Source organism: Cobetia sp. 5-25-4-2 (assembly GCF_013374075.1).
Lineage (GTDB): Bacteria > Pseudomonadota > Gammaproteobacteria > Pseudomonadales > Halomonadaceae > Cobetia > Cobetia marina.
Genome location: NZ_BLWK01000006.1, coordinates 184,010 through 205,243, shown reverse-complemented (window position 1 = coordinate 205,243; position 21,234 = coordinate 184,010). Strand labels below are relative to the sequence as shown.

Annotated in this window: 9 protein-coding genes; all 9 read right to left on the bottom strand. The window is 57.3% G+C overall.

The genetic code is table 11. From position 1 onward, the window contains the following. Nucleotides 1-10: 10 nt before the first annotated feature. Nucleotides 11-1,036, bottom strand: a complete 1,026-nt coding sequence (gene tdh, locus HXS65_RS13550) for an L-threonine 3-dehydrogenase (RefSeq protein WP_176494148.1) — start codon at nt 1,034-1,036, stop codon at nt 11-13. Beyond that, nucleotides 1,033-2,271, bottom strand: a complete 1,239-nt coding sequence (locus HXS65_RS13545; RefSeq protein ID WP_084208398.1) for a glycine C-acetyltransferase — start codon at nt 2,269-2,271, stop codon at nt 1,033-1,035. The genes tdh and HXS65_RS13545 overlap by 4 nt, the downstream gene beginning before the upstream one ends. A 324-nt stretch (nt 2,272-2,595) precedes the next feature. Next, nucleotides 2,596-4,014, bottom strand: a complete 1,419-nt coding sequence (locus HXS65_RS13540) for a restriction endonuclease subunit S (RefSeq protein ID WP_176494147.1) — start codon at nt 4,012-4,014, stop codon at nt 2,596-2,598. Continuing rightward, nucleotides 4,011-5,606: an N-6 DNA methylase gene (locus HXS65_RS13535; protein WP_176494146.1), complete on the bottom strand. Its 1,596-nt coding sequence runs from the start codon at nt 5,604-5,606 to the stop codon at nt 4,011-4,013. The genes HXS65_RS13540 and HXS65_RS13535 overlap by 4 nt, the downstream gene beginning before the upstream one ends. 34 nt (nt 5,607-5,640) lie before the next feature. Further along, nucleotides 5,641-9,144 carry a type I restriction-modification system endonuclease gene (hsdR, locus tag HXS65_RS13530; protein WP_176494145.1) on the bottom strand — a complete coding sequence of 1,168 codons (3,504 nt, stop codon included), beginning with the start codon at nt 9,142-9,144 and terminating at the stop codon, nt 5,641-5,643. Nucleotides 9,145-9,286: 142 nt separating this feature from the next. After that, the gene (gene hhe / locus HXS65_RS13525; RefSeq protein WP_218015093.1) at nt 9,287-14,764 is read right to left on the bottom strand and encodes a DUF4011 domain-containing anti-phage protein Hhe; all 5,478 of its coding nucleotides are present in this window, start codon (nt 14,762-14,764) and stop codon (nt 9,287-9,289) included. A gap of 645 nt (nt 14,765-15,409) precedes the next feature. Further along, a complete protein-coding gene (locus tag HXS65_RS13520) occupies nt 15,410-16,882 on the bottom strand; it encodes a BCCT family transporter (protein ID WP_176494143.1) in 1,473 nt (490 codons plus the stop codon). 280 nt (nt 16,883-17,162) lie between these two features. Continuing rightward, nucleotides 17,163-18,848, bottom strand: coding sequence for a BCCT family transporter (locus HXS65_RS13515; RefSeq protein WP_176494142.1), 1,686 nt, complete (start codon nt 18,846-18,848; stop codon nt 17,163-17,165). A 369-nt stretch (nt 18,849-19,217) separates the two neighbouring features. Next, entirely contained in the window at nt 19,218-20,924 is a 1,707-nt protein-coding gene (locus HXS65_RS13510) for a BCCT family transporter (RefSeq protein ID WP_255304519.1), read from the bottom strand. Nucleotides 20,925-21,234: the final 310 nt, after the last annotated feature.

The following is a 21,234-nucleotide window of genomic DNA, read 5'->3' as shown; positions in this document are numbered from 1 at the left end:
GCAAAAGCCCTCAGCCCCAGTCGAGCACTACCTTGCCCGACTGACCGGAGCCCATGATCTCGAAGCCCTGCTGGAAGTCATCGACGCGCAATCGATGCGTGATGATGGGCGAGAGATCCAGCCCAGACTGGATCAGGCTGGCCATCTTGTACCAGGTCTCGAACATCTCACGGCCATAGATGCCCTTGATGGTCAGCCCCTTGAAGATGACCTTGGTCCAGTCGATGGCCATCTCGCCGGGCGGAATGCCCAGCATGGCGATCTTGCCGCCGTGGTTGATGACATCGAGCATCTGACCGACGGCTGACGGCACGCCGGACATCTCCAGCACTACATCGAAGCCCTCATGCATGTCGAGCTCCGCCATCACCTCCTTCAGGGATTCGCGGCTGACATTGACGGTGCGGGTCGCGCCCATCCGCTCGGCCAGTGCCAGTCGATAGTCATTCACGTCGGTGATCACCACGTGGCGAGCCCCGATATGGCGGATGACCGCCGCCGCCATGATGCCGATGGGCCCGGCGCCGGTGATCAACACGTCCTCGCCGACCACATCGAAGGCCAGCGCCGTATGCACGGCATTGCCGAAGGGGTCGAAGATGGCCGCCAGGTCATCGCTGATCTCATCCGGCAGCTTGAAGAGGTTGTAGGCGGGCAGGGCGAGATATTCGGCGAAGGCACCCGGACGGTTGACGCCCACGCCCTCGGTATTGCGGCACAGATGGCGACGCCCCGCGCGACAGTTGCGGCAATGGCCGCAGGTAATGTGCCCTTCGCCGGAGACCCGATCACCGATCTCGTAACCCCGCACCTCGCTGCCCAGCGCGACGATTTCCCCCGCATACTCATGACCGGTGACCATCGGCACCGGCACGGTCGCCTGTGACCACTCATCCCACTGATAGATGTGCATGTCCGTGCCGCAGATCGCGGTCTTGCGGATCTTGATCAGCACATCGTTGTGGCCGATTTCCGGCACCGCCGTCTCGGTCATCCAGATCCCGGGTTCGGGCTTGAGCTTGGCCAGCGCCTTCATGCATCACCTCCCGTCGCAGACCCGATCACGCCCATCTCGCGACCGATGCGCGTGAAGGCCGAGACGGCCGTGTCGATCTGCTCCGGGGTATGCGCCGCCGAGAGCTGGGTGCGAATGCGCGCCTGTCCCCTGGGCACCACCGGATAGGAAAACCCGATCACGTAGATGCCGGCCTCCAGCAGCCGATTGGCGAAGTCGCCCGCCAGGCGTGCATCGCCGATCATCACCGGAATGATGGCGTGGCCGGCGCCCGCGAGTGTGAAGCCGGCGGCCTGCATGCCGGTGCGAAAGCGTTCGACGTTCTCCCACAGCTTACGGCGCGGCTCGGCGCTGTCCTCGATTCTGTCCAGCGCCTTGAGGGTCGCCGCCACGATCGGCGGCGCCAGCGAGTTGGAGAATAGATAGGGGCGTGAGCGCTGGCGCAGCCACTCGACGATGGGTCCGCGCGCGGCCGTCACACCGCCCGAGGCACCACCCAGCGCCTTGCCGAAGGTGGTGGTGATGATGTCGATCTGGTCCATCACGTCATGATATTCGTGGCTGCCACGCCCGTTGTCGCCGACAAAGCCGGTGGCGTGGGAGTCATCCACCATCACCAGCGCGTCGTAGCGGCGGGCGAGCTCGCAGATGCCCTTGAGATTGGCGATCACGCCATCCATCGAGAAGACACCGTCGGTGGCGATCAGCTTGAAGCGTGCGCCAGCCGCGTCCGCCTCCTTGAGGCGGGCCTCGAGTTCGCTCATGTCATTGTTGGCATAGCGATAGCGGCTGGCCTTGCACAGCCGCACGCCATCGATGATGGAGGCGTGGTTGAGCGCATCGGAAATGATGGCGTCTTCAGGGCCGAAGAGTGTCTCGAACAGGCCGCCATTGGCATCGAAGCACGAGGAATAGAGGATGGCATCGTCCATGCCCAGAAAGGCCGCGAGGCGCTTTTCCAGCACGCGATGCTGATGGTGGGTGCCGCAGATGAAGCGTACCGAGGCCATGCCGAAGCCATCACGCTCCAGCGCCTGTTGCGCGGCCGCAATCAATTCGGGGCTATCGGCCAGGCCCAGATAGTTGTTGGCGCAGAAGTTGATGACCTGGGCGCCTTGTCCCTCGTCTTCATCGCTGGCGGAAACCTGGATGCTGGCACGCTGGGGCGAGGTGATCTCGCGCTCCTGCTTGTAGAGGCCTTCTTCATGCAGCGCATTGATCTGACGGCTGAGGTGGTCGTGGAAACTGGCTGGCATGCGTCGCTCCTGTCTGTCGTGATCCTGTTCGCTTCCGATGGACGCTGTACGCCTTGGGGAAACGTGGTGACACACACTTCAGCCTAGTAGGTCGTTGTCAGCACAGCAGGGCTCTGTCGGCGTCGAGGGCGCAAGACCCGCCATTCCATTCCTGGCAGGTGACGAAAAAGACGTGCATCAGACGTGACACGGCCCTGCACCTCATGCGAGGGCAGGGCCGTGGGGCCTAGAGACATGAACAGCGGTGTCTTGGCTTGCTGTCACCATGGCGAGCGTTGGAAGTGACTCCCTCATCACGTCATGCGACAAAGGTGCGCACAGGCCTTATGCGCTGACCTTCTTCTTGCGAGTACGTTTGACCGGTGCCTGAGCCGCACGCTCGGCTTGAATGCGCGCCAGCAGTGCGGAAGCCGAATTCTCACCACTGATCAACTCCGGGTGCTGCTCACGCCACTCGGCGGTCAGCTCGCCGCGAAATGCCTTGGCCAGAATCGACTGGGTCAGATTGTTTACCCGGCCTTGCGCCTCCTTCACCCGCTGCTCGACCTGACCGGCAAAGGCAAACAGCTGATCAACCCGACGGACGATTTCGGTCTGCTCTCTTTTGGTGGGCAAAGGAAAAGCTAACGACTGCACAATCTTTTTATTCATTGCCTGCTGGTTATTACCAGATCCTACTCTACGTGTTTCTTCATACCTTTGGTACAAGAAGTAATAAAGATACTCTGGTACACAGTATGCTTCTGGAACTCGCAAAGCTGCAGTATTTTGGTTATGACAAGCGTCAATATCCAATATGGCTGGCTGGCCGCGCGTTTTCCCTTGGCCGATCATCGCCAACATCACGGTCCCAGGTGGGTGAAGTTTAGTAGAAGAGTTTTCCATGCCTGCTAAAGTGATCGTTTCTTTTGTTTCTTTGATTCTACAGAAAGCTACTTCAGAACTGCTAACCCAATTGACTCCTACTCCCCAATAATCTTTGTTCTTACGACTAGGTGTCGACCCAACATGCACGTCAAAGATGTTACCAAGCTGACACCACTGCCATGTTTCGGGTAAGTCGTACATTTGTTGCTGTTTAGTATCTAAACTCGGCACTTTGTAATATTTTTCTTTATTGGAATATTTATTAAACCAATAGTCTTTAATTTCTGAAATAGAAATTTGGGATAAAGTTACTTGGTTAGCCCGCCATTCCTCCGTCAGTTTGCCGCTAACTGCAGCAGCCAGCACGGACTGGCGGAAGCGCTTCAGGATGGCCGGAAGGGCGTCGAGGCGGCCCTTGAGCGTGTCCACCTGTGCCAGCAGGGTATCCAGGCGGTCAGCGATTTCTCGCTGTTCGGCGAGGGGGGGAAGCGGTACCTCAAGGCCATAAGCATCTTCTCGGTTTAAACCAGGAATAGCAGACGCTCGATTTAGTTGAGTGAGCGGTAGATGTTTTAAGTGATAGAACCAAAACTTTATTATCTGTGGTCCAAACTCATCGATGAAGTAGGTGGTATCGATTGGGGAAAAAGGTTGTAGTGATAAATGCACCTCACCAAAGCTTCCTTTACGACCCACAACAATACCCGCATGTGGTATTAATGGTGCAGAATGGAATCCAACAACTCCATTTGAGCCATATACGGGGAAGCCAACACCATCACGAGTTTTCGCTGGTAAAGACTTCCCGTATTTAAAATCTAAAACAGTACCAAGCTTGGTGGTTATCCAACCGCCAGGGGTCGTTGCATAAGTCATACCTTGGCCTCCAACCCCAATGCATCACCCAGCAGGCGCTTCTGACTATTCGCCTCATCCCCCGCACCCAGCGTTTGCAACAGTTGATCCAGCTCGCGCAGGGCTTCAGTCAGTTCGCTCATGGCCTCGGCGGCCAGTACATCCGGCGCGGGCAGGTTGGCGGCATCGACGCTGTCGTTGTCTTTCAGCCAGCTGATATCCAGCGAATCGCCTTTGGTGTCGTGAATCCAATCACGGCTGAAACAGCGCCAGCGGCTGGTGGCGAGGTCTTGAGCGACATCCTGGTTTTCTGCGGTCTCGGTGACTTCAATCTGTTCAGCGCCAAAGCTCCATTCGCCTTCTGTGCGGGAGCTGGTGCCATCGGGCTGCTCGCCATATACGCCTTCAAACGGCTGCAGGTGTTTTGCCGTGAAGGGGCTGCGCTTGCCGAAGCTCGGCATATTGGTGCGCAGGTCATACACCCAGACATTCTGCGTGCAGTTTTCCTGCTGGCGCGGGTCAGTGGCGCTGCCTTTGGTAAAGAACAGTACGTTGGTCTTTACCCCCTGGGCGTAGAAGATACCGGTGGGCAGGCGCAGGATGGTGTGCAGGTTGCACTTGTCCATCAGGTCACGACGGATATCGGTACCGGCACCGGCCTCGAACAGCACGTTGTCGGGCAGTACCACGGCGGCGCGGCCACCGGGCTTGAGCCCACGGTAGATATGCTGCAGGAAGGCCAGCTGCTTGTTGCTGGTGGGGTAGGTGAGGTCATCTCGACTGATGCTGGCCTCGCCACCCTTGGCGGTGCCGAACGGCGGGTTGGCCAGCATGATATCGGCCTTGGGCAGCTGCATGCCCACCTGTCCCAGGCTGTTGCCCAGATGCACCACGCCTTCGTCATCGCCTTCCATGCCGTGCAGCAGGCAGTTCATCAGCGCCAATCGACGGGTGCTCGGCACCAGCTCGACGCCAACAAAAGCCTGATTGCGCTGAAATGCCTGGGCCTTGGCATTCAGGTCGTAATGATCGTCGGTCTGGTCCTTGATGTAGCGGTCGGCGGCAATCAGGAAGCCGCCGGTCCCCGCAGCGGGGTCCTGAATCACTTCACCGGGCTGGGGCTTGAGGCAACGCACCATGCTGTCGATCAGGGCACGGGGGGTAAAATACTGGCCGGCACCGGACTTGGTTTCACCCGCGTTCTTTTCCAGCAGGCCTTCATAGAGATCCCCCAGACCATCGGCGCGGGCGCTGAACCAGTCGATGGCATCCAGGGTGGTGATCATCTGCTCCAGATGGCGAGGTTCACGCAGCCGAGTCTGGGCATCGGCGTAAATGGCGGCAATCAGGCTGTCACGGCTCTTGGAGAGATCCAGCAATATCTGCTTGTAATCGTTGAGCAGGGGCAGGCCGCTCTGACTGGTGAGGTCCGGCCAGCGGCAGTATTCCGGCAGGGCATGCTTGCTGAGCAGGCCAGCCTCGGTGTTTTCGTGTTCCATCTTGATGAACAGCAACAGCACCAGCTCGGTGACATAGTCGCTGTAGTTGATGCCGTCATCGCGCAGCACATCACACAGATTCCACAGCTTCTGGACAATTTCGTTATTGGTCATCGAGTTCTCAGTCTTGAATGATTCATGTTGACGCTCAGGCCACTTTCCACAGCTGCTCGGACAGCTCATCGAGCACGGTCGTCAGCTGATTATCGAGCTGCTTGTCGAGCACCTTGGCCCCCCCATCACGGGCGAAGGCCTGATTGATGAACTGCTCATCAATCACCACTTCGTGAGTGAGCTGCTTGGCCAGCCGGTCAAGCCACTTGCGCTGCTTCGGGGTCCAGTCGTGGGTGCTATAGATATGCGCCATGGCCTGGTTCACGCGTTCGGCGAAGGGCACCAGCGCTTCGCGCATGGCCGCTCGGCGAATATGGCCGATGATGCTGGCCGCAATGTCCTGGTTGCTGTTGTTGCTCCAGGCACTATTGAGGTTGGCCTCGCTGAAGCCGTTCTCGTCGAGCAGCAGTCGCACTTCCTTGAGTTGCTCGCGGGTCAGATCCTTTGGCCGGTTTACCACCACGCCCAGGGCGGCCGACTGGTTGAGCTGCTGGCGAATGAAGTCGTCAAAGCTGTCCAGATAATCGGCGGGCTTTTCATGCAAGCCATAACTCTGAGTGCGAGATTTGAACTCATCAGCACCTGAGTAGACAATCGGACTGCGCTCTGAGCCCAGCAGCATCTTGACTTCGGCCAGGCTATTGAGCAGGCCACCGTGACGACGCATGAAACCTGCAGCACCGGTCGGGCCCAGCTCATGGAGATGCTGGTGAAGTTTATCAGGTTGGGTACCCCACTCGTCACCCAGTTCCATGAGCTTTTGCTTGAGTTCGGGCTGGGTTTCGGCCTTGCTGGTCGCCTTGCGAGTAATGCGCATCACCTTCTGACAGAGGGTGTTGAGCAGGTCATCGGCATGAGACTGATCGGCCAGGGTGCCGGGGGCGCTCATGGCGTGTTCCATGACCTCATCATCCGTCAGTTCCATCACCAGCTGCTCCAGGCTGACATTGGGATTCTTGACCAGGGGCGTCATGGAATTCACGTCTTGCAGGGTGGCGTAGATGTCTACCGGATCGTAGATCTTGAATACTGTCTTGCCGATGTCATCGCAGCGGCGGGTGGCCCGTCCCATCATCTGCTCGAACAGAATGCGGCTTTTCACCCGGCGCAGGAACACCAGATGGCAGATGGGCGGCACATCGATGCCGGTAGTGAGCAGGTCCACGGTGATGGCGATGTTGGGAAAACGCTCATTCTTGTATTGACGGATCAGGGTGCTGACCTTGTCGCTCTGGCCGGTGATCTTGCGAACGGCGGCCTCGTTGTAGGCATCGTCGTACTGCTCCTTGAATGCTTCATCAAGCAGCCGCTTGACCATGTCGGCATGCAGGTCGGTGGCACAGAAGATCATCGTCTTCTCGTCGCCCAGGGGGTCCAGCTCCTTGGCCAGCTGCTGGCAGATCACGCGATTGAAATCTTCCGTGATGACCCGGCGGTTGAATGCCTCCACTTCAAAGTGTTGCTCGTCTTCCAGTTCGGCCAGCTCCACCTCACCGGTGTGGGTGTTGATGACCTCCACTTGCTCGCCCTTGTCGATATGAATGCCTTGCTGGCTGAGCAAGGTTTCATAGCGAATGGGGGGCTCATGGTCGATCAGCCAATCATCGGCCACCGCTTCCCGATAGGAATAGGTGTATACCGGGCGACCGAAGATGTCAGAGGTGTGCTTGGCCGGGGTGGCAGTCAGGCCGATGCGTACCGAGTCGAAGTAATCGAGCACCCGTCGATAGCTGGACAGATACTGGCTGGCATCTCGAGTGGCCAGCTCGCCTTCGCTCATTTCCTGGTCCAGGGTATAGCCGCGGTGGGCTTCGTCGATGATGATGCAGTCAAAGTCATCGATGGCCGGGGGAGTGTCGGACTGAAATACCCGCTTCACCATGGCTTGCACCGTGGCAACCTGAATGCGGGTTTCGCTTGCGGCGGCCATGTCGCCCAGTTCGGCAACGTTATAGATCTTGTTCAGGGGGAAGTTCTGCTCTAGCGGCATATCGTCAAAGGCGTTTTGCGCCTGCTCGCCCAGGGCGGTGCGATCCACCAGGAACAGAATTCGCTTGAAACGCTCTGCCTTCAGGAAGCGATACATCAAGCCAATGATGGTGCGGGTCTTGCCGGTACCGGTCGCCATGGCCAGCAGACACTGGCGCTGGCCGTGTGACAGAGCATGCTCTACTGATTCAATGGCTTTTTGCTGATAGTCGCGCAGCTTGAGGTAGCCATAGGGCTCCTGCTCCAGTCGGGCCTCGGCATCGCCCTTGCTGCGGGTAATATTGTCGAGCAACCCTTCTGGACTGTGGAATTGCTGCAGAGGGCGGGCCAGATTGGCCACGGCGCGTACATCACGAAACCAAGTGCCGGACTTTTCTGCCAACTGCTTGACGAAAGGGCGGCCATTGCAGGAATACACGAAAGGCACCTGGAAAGTGCCTCCCTTGCCGTCATCCCAAGGCTTGAGCAACTTCGCGATCGCCCAGGGAGACTCCCAGCCCTGATGCATGGATAGGCCACGGGAATAACGCTCAGCCTGGTGGATCTTCCCGGCCACATCGGCGTTCTTGCGCTTGGCTTCCACCACTGCAATCGGGGTCAAGCCCGCAAACAGCACATAGTCGGCAGCCTGCTTGCCCTGAGTAGGCCATTCGGCAATGGCCAGGTTCTTGCCCTTTTCCGGGCGAGTGCCGTTGCCCCAGGTCAAAAGCTCGGTGTCGGCTTCCCAGCCGGCCTCGATCAATTGCATATCGATCAGAATGCGGGTTTCTTCTTCGCTCAGGTTGAGCTGCTTGCTGGCTTGCTGGGTACGGCGGGAAACTTCTGCCACAGCCTTGTGCTGCTCCGCCTGTTGTTGCAGCTCGACCTTGAGCCTAGCCTCAAAGGCCGCCTGCTGGCGTGCCAGTTCCTGCTCGTGATGCTGAGCCAGCTTCGCCATCGATCTGGCTTCCTGGTCCATCAGGTTGGCAAGCTCAGCGTATTCGGCGCTTTCCTGGGCCTTCAGCTCAGCCAGCTGTTGCTGCTTTTCCGTTTCCTGCTGCTGATGCTCCAGCTGTTCGCTGGTGCCTTCAAGCTGGCTGTTCAACTGAGCAATCTGCACTGTTAGCTGGCGCAGCTCGGCGCTGGGGTCCTTGGGCGGTACAAAGGCACCGGGCTTGAATTCTTCGCCTTCGGTGCCAAATGCGCGATGGAACCAGACGGCCAGTTCACGGGCCAGCTTGAGTGCATCCATCGCCTCTTTGTGGCCGGTCTGAAACTCGTGGGTGGCGCGGTTACCTTCAATACGCAGCACATGAAACATCTGCCGCACGGATTGATCCAGCCCCAGCTCGCGAGAGAGCCGGTGCAGCAAGTCGGCCTGGGTGGTGCGTTCTTCCAGCTCCAGGCCGATTCGAGCAGCTATATGCTGAGCCAATGCCTCACCCAGCTGACGCAGCTTGATGAGTGTGGTGTTGGGGTCCCCGGCAAAGGTCTGCTCGGCGGCTCGAGCCAGTTGAAAGAACAGCGGATCATGTTCGCTGAGAAAATAGAAGTTGGAGTCGTGTTCCATGGGCTCCCTGCGAGGCTTGGCGTTTTAACGTTGATTTATTGGCTAAAACGCGTGTGAAAATCAATCATCCGGATTGTCAGAGAAGGGTGAAGCGCCAGCAATACCATTGCAGGCCTGCCAATGACAGGCCCGTCGCGTAGGGTTATTGCAGTAGCTTCGTGCTTGCTTCGCTACCTTCCAGTATCTCCAGAATATTATCGAGAAAACGATGTGCTTCCTTGGGCTCGGTAGCATCACGCAGATACTTGGGGATCATCTCGACAAACTCTGAACGTGAGCAGGGCTGGTGCTCGGCCAGCGCTTCTATCATTGCTGGTCTCAATAGCCGGCGCTCGGCCGGTGTATCTGGGAAAGCCTCTTCAATCACTTGTTCGGCGAAGCGTTTAAGGCGCAGGCTCAAGGGCTGATCTCCTGAATCAACCGCTTGCGACCCTGGACTCTGAGCAACTGATTCGAGCTGCTCATTCACTTCGACAGCAACCGCTTCAGTAGTAAATGGCCGCTGTTCAATTGCGGTTTTCAGTTGGTCAAGCTCACGAATGATCGGTCCCAGCTCGCCATCTGGGTTACTGAACCAGTCGGTGGACCAGATGCGTCGAATGCGCCATCCCAGGCGTTCCAGCACCTCCTGGCGCAGACGGTCTCGGTCTCTGGCTGACTTCGCTGAGTGGTAAGTCGCGCCGTCGCATTCGATGCCCATGAGATAGCGCCCCGGGTTGCCTGGGTCTCTGACCGCGATATCCACAAAGAATCCCGCTACGCCCACTTGAGGCTCACACTGGAAGCCGGCTGCTTGCAGTGACTCCATGACTGCAACCTCGAAATCACTGTCAGGTGCCTTGCCGGTGGAATAGCTGATGCCTTCCATATTCCCCTTTTCAGCGAAATGCAGAAAACCACTCAAGGCACGTACACCGCTTTTGGTGGTTTCACTCACTAGAATGTCTTCAGACTTCATGGAGCTGAACACATGCATGCGCTTTTTCGAGCGAGTGAACAAGACATTCAGTCGACGCCAGCCAACATCGGAGTTGATCGGGCCAAAGCGTTGATAGACTCGCCCCCCGACTTCACCCGGGCCATAGGTGAAGGAGATGAAGATGACATCCCGCTCATCCCCCTGAACGTTTTCCAGGTTCTTGATGAATAGCCCATCCTCCTGATTGCGCAGAGCATCAATGGCGTTGCTGATCTCTGAGCTTGTCTTGCAGAGTTCATCCACCGCTCGCTCAACCTGCTCGCGCTGCTTGGAATTCATGGCGACGATGCCCAGTGATTCATGTGCATTGTGCACCGCATGCCGGGCAACGGCTTCTGCCACGACTCGGGCTTCTTCGATATTGTGCTGGTTGACAAATCGCCCCTGCTTGACAAGCGTAAACTTGACGCCGAACTCTTCCGACTGTGCATGTGGTGATGGGAATACCACCAGGTCACTGTCGTAAAAGTGGCGGTTGGAGTAAGCAATCAGGTGCTCATGCTGCGAGCGGTAATGCCAGCGTAAGCGCCGCATGGGGAACAAGGGGAGAGCAGCATCCAGAATACTGTCAGTCTGCACCATTGCCGCCACATCCTCCTCTTCACCTGATACATCGGAGCGGTCGAAGAAACTGGTAGGCGGTAACTGTTTGGGATCTCCCACGACCACCAACTGACTGCCTCGAGTAATGACACCCAGGGCGTCTTCAGGTTTTACCTGAGAGGCTTCATCCATCACTACCAGATCAAATTGTATTTCACCCGGTTGCAAATAGTGGGCTGCAGACATGGGTCCCATCATGAAGCAAGGTTTGAGCTCCTGCAGAGCTCTACCAGCACGGTTGATCAATTGCCGGATAGGAATATGCCGCGCCTTCTTGCCCAGCTCATGCTTGATCAATGCAAGCTCGGTATACTCCGACTTTCGTCCACCAGATACTCCTTCGGGAATCTTTCTATGGGCGATGATGCTGGCAATACGCTTTCGCTGGAGCTTTTGAAGCTTCTTGTCGTAATGACGGAATGTTTTCTGATCCTGATTTTTGCTGAGACCGGAGATTCTTGCCAGGTGCGGTTTGGCCGCAATGATCTCTCTGGCCAACTGATCATGGATTGCCAGCGACAGACCTTCATCGACCTGATCGATGAGGAGATTGCCTGCCATGACTTCCTTCCAGATTTTCTCCAGGCCATTAGCGAACATCTCATGCTCTGAGCGAACAAAGTTGACCCAGCCATTCAGCCAGCGAGGATTTGAGATGGCTCTATCGTTACGTTTCGTAATGCCAATGAGGGTAGAGTCGGATGATTCAAGCCAGAGCTTTTTATCAAGTTGAGTGGCCTCTGCAAAATTATGATAGGCCGACTCCTGCTGTTGCCATTGTTGTTGATAGTCAAGCGCATCGCGCTGTAATTGCTGGAATTCTTCAGTTGATGTCATCTCTTTAATGGCATGAACCAGCGAGCTTGCCGAGAGATGTTGCAGTTTTCTGGCAAAGGACAATGTGCTTTGAATCGTGGTGAGAGCAGCCTGATTGTCCTTGCTCGCCCCCCAGTACAATGGGGCTACGTCTCCAAATAGAGAGGAGACCAGCGGGTCATGGCTGAGGTGCTGTTGCAGCGAGGATAATTGCTTTAGCTGCGACACTCTCTGCTGCAGCTCTAGTAAAGAAATATCCTGTTTCAACACCCAGGCCAGAGTCGTTTCCAGCACTGTCGAAAGAGACATGATGACCTGTTGAATTTGCCCCGAGGCACCTGTCAGCTGTTCCCTGTCACTGAATGATTGTTGCAGTTTTGAGTAGAGTCCCAATGTCTGCTCGAGGCCGGTCATGGTGTCACGAATGGAAGTGACGACATCTTGTTTATGAAGTTGCTGGATGCCCTTGATCACTTGAGCGTCAAGGTCGAGCAAAGCAGTCCCTGCTATGACTCTTGGGCCAAAGCCAATGCCATAAACCTCTCGAACTTGGCGATACCAACTTCTGAGTATCAGCAGTGATTCAATATCTGTATCCAGGCTGGCATAGAGCTCTCCTAGAAGCTTGCTGAAATTGCTTCTTTCCAGATGCCCGACCTGCTCAGAATATTTGATCAAGGTATCCAGCTTTTCGACCAATTCCGCTATTTTGGTGTCAGGACTCTTCGCCATGCTCTTTAGGTTTTTTCGAGCAGTACGCCAGTCACTATTGAACCATTTGAACATGCCTGCATTGGCAAGATGATGTTGCATGTTTTGCAAATCTTCCTGCGGGAGCAGTGCGTCTAGACGATAAGTGTTGCGCAATGTAGCTCGTAGTGGGAGGAGCTCCTGCAGTTGCTGCTTCAAATTTGCAAGAATCGCATCCATTTCATCATCGTCGAAACGACTTGACCGAAGTTTGACAAGCTCGCCTGGAAGTTCATCGGTAAGCTCTATCAGTTCGATGAAAGCAGACAGTCCTTCCTTGCTGTTGGTCAGGAGAGCAGCAAGTGGCTCCGGCAGCGCAGTCTTCAACTCTTGTTGCTTGACGAGATATTCATCTAGCTCGTTTGAGACTTTGGTTAGGTGGATTACGGACTTCACTATATCCGATAGCAATAACTGCGTTGATGCTCCGAAAGCAGTTACAGGGTCAGTGAATGCCGGTGGTATCTCCCCGTTCATAAGCAAAGTCAGTTTATCCCGAACCAGTTCTGGAGCTAACTCTTTATACAGGGTTTGGAGAGTGATGAAGTCATTTATATTGCGCTCAACATCATCTATGGTTTCTTGATTCAGTCTTCTCAAGGCCGGGAAGCACTCTTGGCCTTTCAGTTCCGGCAATATTGAAAAATCTTGATTAAGACAGTCAAGTTCTGGCAGCGTTTGTAGTGTATTCGAGTCAAGCTGCCAGCGTGATACCAAGTGTTCAGTGGTGTCGATAAGCTGAGCCAGCGTTTTCTGCCAGCTACTCAGTAACAGGACTATTCTCTCGCTATCAAAGATCTGAATGTCGGTATTGGTCACGCCACTCCAAGGGTGATCATATATAGCTGCATTTTCACTGACTTGTTGGCGAACTTCAGCATAAATCCCCGTGAATGTTTTTATCTGATCGCGTAGTCTGAGTAGCTTCACCTCATCGAGGCTTTTCCCAGAAAGGCCAGTCACATGTAAGCGTGTAGGATCAATAGTCAACTGGCGGCGGTAGCGTGAAGCCCGGCTGAAAATATCATGGATGCTCTTGTTTGTGGCACCCCAGATCCCGTTTATTTCTTTGGCATAATCATTGAGTTGATTTTTCAGTTCTTCATAGCGAGCTACTTCGGCATCAATTTTTTGGGGGCTCTGTAGCTTTGACTGACCCACGATGCGGGAATTTATCTCTTCAAGGACTTTCCGCTTCTGCGACTTGTGGCTGTGAAGCTCCAGACAAAAATCGCCCAAGCCGGCTTTGTCGAGTCGACGCTTGACGACTTCCAGTGCCGCCAGTTTTTCGGCAACGAATAATACTTTCTTGCCGCTTAGCATGGCGGCAGCAATCAGATTGGTAATGGTCTGCGATTTACCGGTGCCCGGTGGGCCTTCAATCACCAGGTTATGACCGTCCACAGCATCGATCAAAGCACTATGTTGTGAGCTGTCAGCATCATCAATAAGCGGGAAACGCTGATGAATGTCACCAAGCTCATCTATTTCATGCTCCAGTCCAGTGCCACCTCCACCCTCGTTGGCACTTGTCTCTACGCTGGTAAAGAACCGGGTTACCACTGGATGTTGAGTGATATTGCGACCGTCCAGAGGCCAGCGTGCCGGATCAAGATCCAGGTACATCAGCATCTTGCCAAAGTTGAGTAAAGCCAAGGAGGCATAGCGCTTGACTGACCACCTAGGATGAGTTTTCGAGATAATGTCTTCTACCCATGAAAGATATTTCTCGGGTGACATATTTTCTTCAAGATCTGGCAAATCAATACCAAAGTCATTGGCTAGCTTTACCTGTAATGACAAGTTGGGAATGATGTCTTCGCCGGTATATTTGATCTGGTACCGGTACACTCCAGCGTTGGCATTCAGCTTGCCTTTTTCCAGCATCACTGGAATGGTAAACAACGGAGCGAGTCGACTCTTGTCTGAATTCGGTGATTCAAACCATTCCAGGAAACCCAGCGCAAGATACAGAACACCCGTACCGGTTTCTTCAATTGCAGTTTGGGACTTGTTTCGGATTCCACGTAGTCTGGATTCCATTTCCTGAGGAAACAACAGGACCTGGATGTCACTATCACAATGTTCGGGCTTGGTGTGATGCTTGTCTGGGTGGGGCAGGTCGTAACTGTTATCAATGCCCAATACCTTTGCCCACTCGCGTGCAGTCGGGTCCGGCTTCAATCGCTTCTCGCTGCCATCTTCCTCAGTCGTGAGGTATCCATGTTTGAGCAGCTGTTTATATTGTGGGTCGGGTACGGCAGCAAACTGCATACCCTTTTCATCAATCAAGTTCTGATACAATTGATCTGGCAGCTCATTCACGATACGAAGTGAGCTACCTTTTTGATCAATTGGAAAGTTAAGTAGTCGATTTCTGCTGGTAATGTCTAGCAGCTTTCTGCGCATATTCTCGAGCGACTCGAGAACAAAAGGATCGACGTCTTGTGAGAATTTCTCGAATTGAGTCATTGTCATCTGCTCTACCATAAGTAGTTAACCGGGCTCGCTTACCACGGTTGGCAGCCATCTTCTTAATGGCTGGATATGCGTCTTGTCGACCGCCGGCTTCTGCGAGCTAGCTTGAAGTGGGGATAACCATATGATTCTGAACACTATTGGGAATGGTTAGCGATGGTTGATAGTTGGCTGACGATGTCGCTGGATTAGGCAGCAGGCCTGTCTGCGCATGACAAATTGGAGCAATACTAGCATATATTATAATTTGAGTATGTTTGGCTGAAACTTCTGAGCTAATACAGTGAGCGCAGTAGTAGCGGTTCCCAGGAGGCGTAAATTATTCCTTGGGAGCGCCAGCACCGGACTCGCTTGCTGAGTGACATAGCTCAGCCGCCTGGCGCCGATTTTACTTCGTACGCAGCTGGGATAGCTGCCTTGCTGCAAGCCCTTCCAGAGCTTGTAACGTAAGAGGAGAGTGCAGAAGGAAGCGGAGGCGGGTAGGGCACAATCATTCTTCGCTACTTCGTAATACACAACGGCCCTGCACCTCGTTAGAGGGCAGGGCCGTTGTGCTGGACAGATTGCGTTGCGACAGATCGTTGTCCCGGATTGCGTCGGCACGCGCTGCGGCGCATCACACACCAGGGCGGTTCAGCGCTAGGTAAGTGGCACCGATGCCGGGATGGCCTGGGAGGCGCGATCACGGCGTACGCGGATCACGAAGGCGATCACCAGGGCGAAGATGCCGAAGGCGACCGGTATCGCGGCGACCGAGATCAGGCTCAGCAGGGTCTTGTAGACATCGCCGCCCAGCCAGCTGACCACGATGGCCAGGGCGGCCATGGCGATGATCCAGAAGGCGCGCGAGCGCTTGACGGTCAGCATCTCGCAGACCAGTCCTGCCGAATCGGCACTGGTGATGAAGAACAGCAGGATGTTGAGCGTCAGTATCACCGAGAGGATGCCGGTGGTATCGATGGTATCGATCAGCTTGAACACGTCCTCGACGCCCAGACTGAGGCTGCCGAGACCGAACACCACGAACCACAGGCACGAGAACAGGGTCGGCACCAGCATTACCCCCAGCACCATGCCACGCAGGGTACGGCCCTTGGAGATGCGCGCCACGAAGACGCCGGTGAAGATGAACCAGCCGTACCAGGCAGCCTCGAAGGCATACAGCCAGTCGGCCAGCCATGCCTTGCGCTCCGGATCACCCAGACCGATGTCGGTGGCCATCGCCGGGTACTTGAGCAGGTATTCCGGCACCAGACGCACGAAGGTGGAAAGGATGTCGCCGGGGACGGTCAGCACCAGCACGCCGATCATCAGAATGATGGCGAACAGGGTGTTGTAGTTGCTCAGCCACTTGATGCCGCGCTTGAGGCCAGAGGCGGAGGAGATGATGGCGCATACGGCCAGCACGCTGATGATCAGGGTCGGGCTGAACTCGATGCCGACCAGCTTGACCAGTCCCTGCTGGATCGGGGTGGTCGCGTAGGTGAAGGACAGCGACAGGCCGATGACGGTGGAAACGACGAGGCTGACCAGATTGAGCTTGCTCCACAGGCCATTGCCCAGCAGTTCTTCGGCGGGCTTGGTCATCTTCATGTTGTACATGGCATGCGCGAACAGCGCGCCGATGGCCAGATAGCCCGCCCAGGCAAGCAGGCCCCAATGATTGAAGGCATTGAGCAGTGCCATGTCGGTGCTCTGTCCGGCATCGGTATGGTACTTGGGCTCCAGCACGCCCCAGGTGAGCAGGCCGATGCCCATGCCGGTGGCAAACAGCATGCCCATCCAGCTCAGGGTGTGGAATTCCGGTTCGCCTTCACCGAAGCGCAGCTTGCCCAGCGGCGTGAAGCACACCGCGACCATCACCAGCGAGATGGCGAAGGCCGGCCAGGTGAAGATGAAGCCGAGATTGCCGATCACCGAGGTCTTGACGGTGTCGAGGGCCGCGAGGAATCCCGTCGGGAAGAGGGCGGCGGCGCCGATCAGCAGCATGATGACCGCCACGGTGGCGATCGAGGTGAGGTACTTGCCCTTGGCGGAGTCTGTATCCCCCAGGCCGCAGACGGAATCCGTGGTGGCCTCGGGCTGGCGGGAGGAGGAAGTGTCGGTCGTCATGAGAGCGCGATTCCTGAAGTTGTTGTTGTCGAACTGGCAAGCTGACGGCAGCAAGAAGTCGTCAAGAGAGGGCAGATAACGATGGCTGACTCCTGTGGGTGGCAAGGACCTCATAAGCCTATCTTGCCCTCTGGTTAATTTTTGGTTATTGGCGACCAGTATTTGCCATAACACGACATTATGTGTCTCGTGGAACGCCTGACGTGAAAGACATGCCTCAAGGCCCGCCGTTGCCTGTTGGCACGACGGGTCCGGGTCGAGTGAGGGGCTTAGAGCGGGCTCAGGGGCCTGTGTGATGCTGGGCGGGTTTCTTGAATCTTTTCAGTGCATTGCCGGATTCCTGATAGAGCGCCACCAGGAGGCCCATCGTCATTGCCACGATCACGAAGCTCATCGGCAAGGCGGCGGCCATCAGGATGGTCTGCAGTGCCTTGAGGCCGCCTGCCATCAGCAAGGTACCGGCCACCAGTCCGATGCAGATGCCCCAGAATATGCGGTGACGCGCCAGCGGCTCCTCATCGCCCAGCGACAGGATGGTGGTGACCACCAGGGTGCTGGAGTCGGAGCTGGTCACGAACCAGCTGATCAGCAGGAAGATCAACAGCGAGGATAGGATGACTCCCAGCACGCCGTTGCCGGCCAGGGCATCGGCGGTGGCGAACAGGGCTTCCGGCAGATTCCAGTTGCGCACCAGCGTCATCAGCTCGCCGGTCCCCGGGCCCATGGCGGCCGTCAGCTCCTGATGCAGACCGGTACCGCCGAACAGCGCCTGCCAGAGGAAGATGATCAGCGGTGGGGCGATCAGCACGCCGAGGATGAACTCGCGCAGGGTGCGCCCCTTGGAGATACGCGCGATGAACAGGCCGATGAACGGGGCCCAGGCCAGCCACCAGGCCCAGTAGAAGATGGTCCAGCCTTCCTGCCAGCTGCTCTCGCCCGGGGTCTGGGCGACCCACAGTCCCATCGGCACCACGTCGCGCAGATAGGCCAGCAACGTCTCGCCGAACAGCGAGATCAACCACAGGGTGGGGCCGCCGATCAGGAAGCTGCCGACCACGAGCACCGAGACGCCGATGTTGAGCTCGGAGATGAAGCGGATGCCGCGCTTCACGCCGGAGACGGCAGATGCGATGGAGATCACGCTGATGACGGCGATCAACGCCAGCTGAGTGCCGAGCCCGGCATCCAGTCCGGTGAGGCGGTTGAGCCCGACGGCGATCTGGCTGACGCCGAGACCCAGCGAGGTCGCGATTCCGAAGACACAACCCAGTACGCCCATGATATCCACGGCGTGACCGATGGGACCGTAGATGCGCTCGCCGATCAGCGGATAGAGCGCCGAGCGCAGTGCCAGGGGCAGGTGATGGCGGTAGGCGAAGTAGGCGAGTGTCATGCCGACGACGCCATACACCGCCCAGCCATGCAGGCCCCAATGGAAGAAGGCCACCTTGAGGGCCTCGACGGCGCGGGCATGGTCCATGCTGGTAGCGCCGGCCAGATCCGCGTGCGGGTTGTTGGGGTACCCGAAGCCCCCGGAGTCGTCGAAGTAGAACAGTGGCTCGGCGACCCCGAAGAACAGGATGCCGATCCCGACGCCTGCCGAGAGCAGCATCGAGATCCAGGTGAAGCGCGAGAACTCGGGTCTGCTGTCCCTGGGGCCGAGTCGCAGGCTGCCCCAGGGAGACACCACCATGACCAGTGACAGGGCGATCATGCCCACGACCAGGATGAGGTAGTAAGTGCCGAAGGTGTTCTCGATCCAGGCGCGGGCGGCGCCGAACAGGGCAGAAGAGGCCTGCGGACTCAGGCCGGCACCGACCACGAAGGCCAGCAGCAGGCCGGCAGCGGTGAGTGTCATGCCCTTGTGCATGCCCTTGAGCGGGCCGCGGGTCTCAAGGCGCTGCGTCAAATCAGGGGGGATGCCGCGGTGAGCGGACTCTTGCGAGTCCTGTTGGGCGGGTGTCATGGGAACACTCCTTTATTGTTGTGATTGTTGTCTCGCACTACCTGTGTGGAACGTTCTGGACATCAGACATCGACACGTTCTAAGGCTAGAGCGTCGTCCCCGATCATTTTCTCCCCAAACGAAGTCCAATTAGCTGAACGCGTCATGCGGCAAGCGTCAGGCCGGCTTTTCGGATATTTTCTCGCTGGAAGCCTGCATTGCCTCAGCGCTCAGGAGCCCTCCGAGAGAGGCTGGAAGAGGATGTCCGGGAGCCAGAAACGCCAATCCCCGCCGGGCCTTGTGGCCTCAAGCGGGGATTGGTGTCATGCGGGTGCCGGCATCAGGTCACGGCAGGACCCGTGACCGGCATTGGTCAGACTGACCGGCGGATCAATTCAGGCCCGTGTCGGGGGAGGCTCGGCGACGTGCCTTGAGCGCCATGCGCGATTCCTCGATCAGGGCGATCAGAAGACCCAGTGTCATGAGTAGAATCACCAGGCTGACCGGCAATGCCGCCGCCATCAGCACGGTCTGAAGGGCTTTCAGGCCGCCGGCCATCAACAGGACGGCAGCGACCGAGCCGATGCAGACGCCCCAGAAGATCCGGTGGCGCGCCAGCGGCTCCTCATCGCCCATCGACAGAATGGTGGTGATGACCAGGGTGCTGGAGTCGGAGCTGGTCACGAACCAGCTGATCAGCAGGAAGATCAGCAGTGAGGACAGGATGACGCTCAGGGTGTCATTGGCCACCAGTGTATCCGCCGTGGCGAACAGCGCCTCCGGCAGGTTCCAGTCGCGGATCATGCCCATCAGTTCGCCGGTTCCCGGGCCCATGGCTGCGGTCAGTTCCTGGTGCAGCGCGGTGCCACCGAACAGCGCCTGCCAGATGAAGATGATCAGCGGCGGCGCGATCAGCACGCCCAGCACGAATTCACGCACGGTGCGGCCCCTGGAGATACGGGCGATGAACAGGCCGATGAACGGCGCCCATGCCAGCCACCAGGCCCAGTAGAAGATGGTCCAGGCATCCTGCCAGTCGCGTTCCAGCGGCGTGCCCGCCACCCACAGGCCCATGGGGATGACGTCACGCACATAGGAGACCAGCGTCTCGCCGAACATGCTGATCAACCACAGTGTCGGCCCCCCGATCAGGAAGCTGCCCACCACGATGACGGAGACGCCGACATTGAGTTCGGAGATGATGCGGATACCCCGGCTGACCCCCGAGACGGCAGACGCGATGGAGATGGCGCAGATCACGGCAATCAGCACCACCTGGGTGTAGATGCCGGAATCCAGTCCGGTCAGGCGATTGAGGCCGACGGCGATCTGGCTGACGCCCAGGCCCAGCGAGGTGGCGATACCGAACACGCAGCCCAGTACCCCCATGATGTCGACGGCGTGGCCGATGGGGCCATAGATGCGGTTGCCGATCAGCGGATAAAGCGCGGAGCGCAGGGCCAGCGGCAGGCCGCGGCGATAGGCGAAGTAGGCCAGGGTCATGCCGACGATCACATAGACCGCCCAGCCATGCAGGCCCCAGTGGAAGAAGGCCAGCTTGAGCGCATCCACGGCGCGCGCATGGGTCATGGCGGTGTGGCCGGCGAGGTCCGCGTGCGGGTTGTTCGGGTAGCCGAAGCCGCCGGAGTCATCGAAGTAGAACAGCGGCTCGGCGACCCCGAAGAACAGGATGCCGATGCCGACGCCTGCCGAGAGCAGCATCGAGACCCAGGTGAAGCGTGAGAATTCGGGACGACTGTCCGGTGCGCCGAGGCGCAGGTTGCCCCAGGGAGAGAACACCAGGGCGATGCACAGCCCGATCAGTCCGACGATGGTGACGAGATAATAGGTGCCGAAGGTGGACTCGATCCAGGCGCGGGCGGCGCCGAACAGACTCGCGGACATGTCGGGTGCCAGGCCCGTGGCCAGGACGAAGAGCAGCAGCAGGCCCGCTGAGGTCAGGGTCATGCCCTTGTGCATGCCGGTCAGCCAGCCTGAGGTCTCGACCTGCACGCTGGAACTGGCGTTGGGGTAGGGCAGAGGGGCGGTATTCGTGGAATCGGGAGAGGACGCGGGGTCGGATTGGGAAGGGGTCACGCAGTAACTCCTGTTCGAGCTGGTCAAAGGGCCAGCGATCCCTGTCTCGGTCGAGGCATCGGGGATATCGACCGCTCATCCGGCACCATTATTGTTGTCGTGTTGGCAACGAGAAGAGATGAGGAACGCATTTTGGAAAGAGCAGTGCTTGGCTAACTGCCTAAAAACATTACGATATATTATGGATGGAATTGTTTTTGATGGCTACAGCTTCTGGAAAAATCACGCTACGCCAGAAGCGGGTCGGGCAAGCGGGACGCGAATCACCACGACATGATCACCAGGCGCTCGTACTGAGGCCCCGGGGATG

Bases quoted from the DNA above. Each gene is read 5' to 3' on its own strand.
- HXS65_RS13545 (WP_084208398.1), bottom strand. From the start codon at position 2,271: ATGCCAGCCAGTTTCCACGACCACCTCAGCCGTCAGATCAATGCGCTG.
- HXS65_RS13540 (WP_176494147.1), bottom strand. From the start codon at position 4,014: ATGACTTATGCAACGACCCCTGGCGGTTGGATAACCACCAAGCTTGGT.
- tdh (WP_176494148.1), bottom strand. From the start codon at position 1,036: ATGAAGGCGCTGGCCAAGCTCAAGCCCGAACCCGGGATCTGGATGACC.
- HXS65_RS13515 (WP_176494142.1), bottom strand. From the start codon at position 18,848: ATGACACCCGCCCAACAGGACTCGCAAGAGTCCGCTCACCGCGGCATC.
- HXS65_RS13535 (WP_176494146.1), bottom strand. From the start codon at position 5,606: ATGACCAATAACGAAATTGTCCAGAAGCTGTGGAATCTGTGTGATGTG.
- HXS65_RS13520 (WP_176494143.1), bottom strand. From the start codon at position 16,882: ATGACGACCGACACTTCCTCCTCCCGCCAGCCCGAGGCCACCACGGAT.
- hsdR (WP_176494145.1), bottom strand. From the start codon at position 9,144: ATGGAACACGACTCCAACTTCTATTTTCTCAGCGAACATGATCCGCTG.
- hhe (WP_218015093.1), bottom strand. From the start codon at position 14,764: ATGACTCAATTCGAGAAATTCTCACAAGACGTCGATCCTTTTGTTCTC.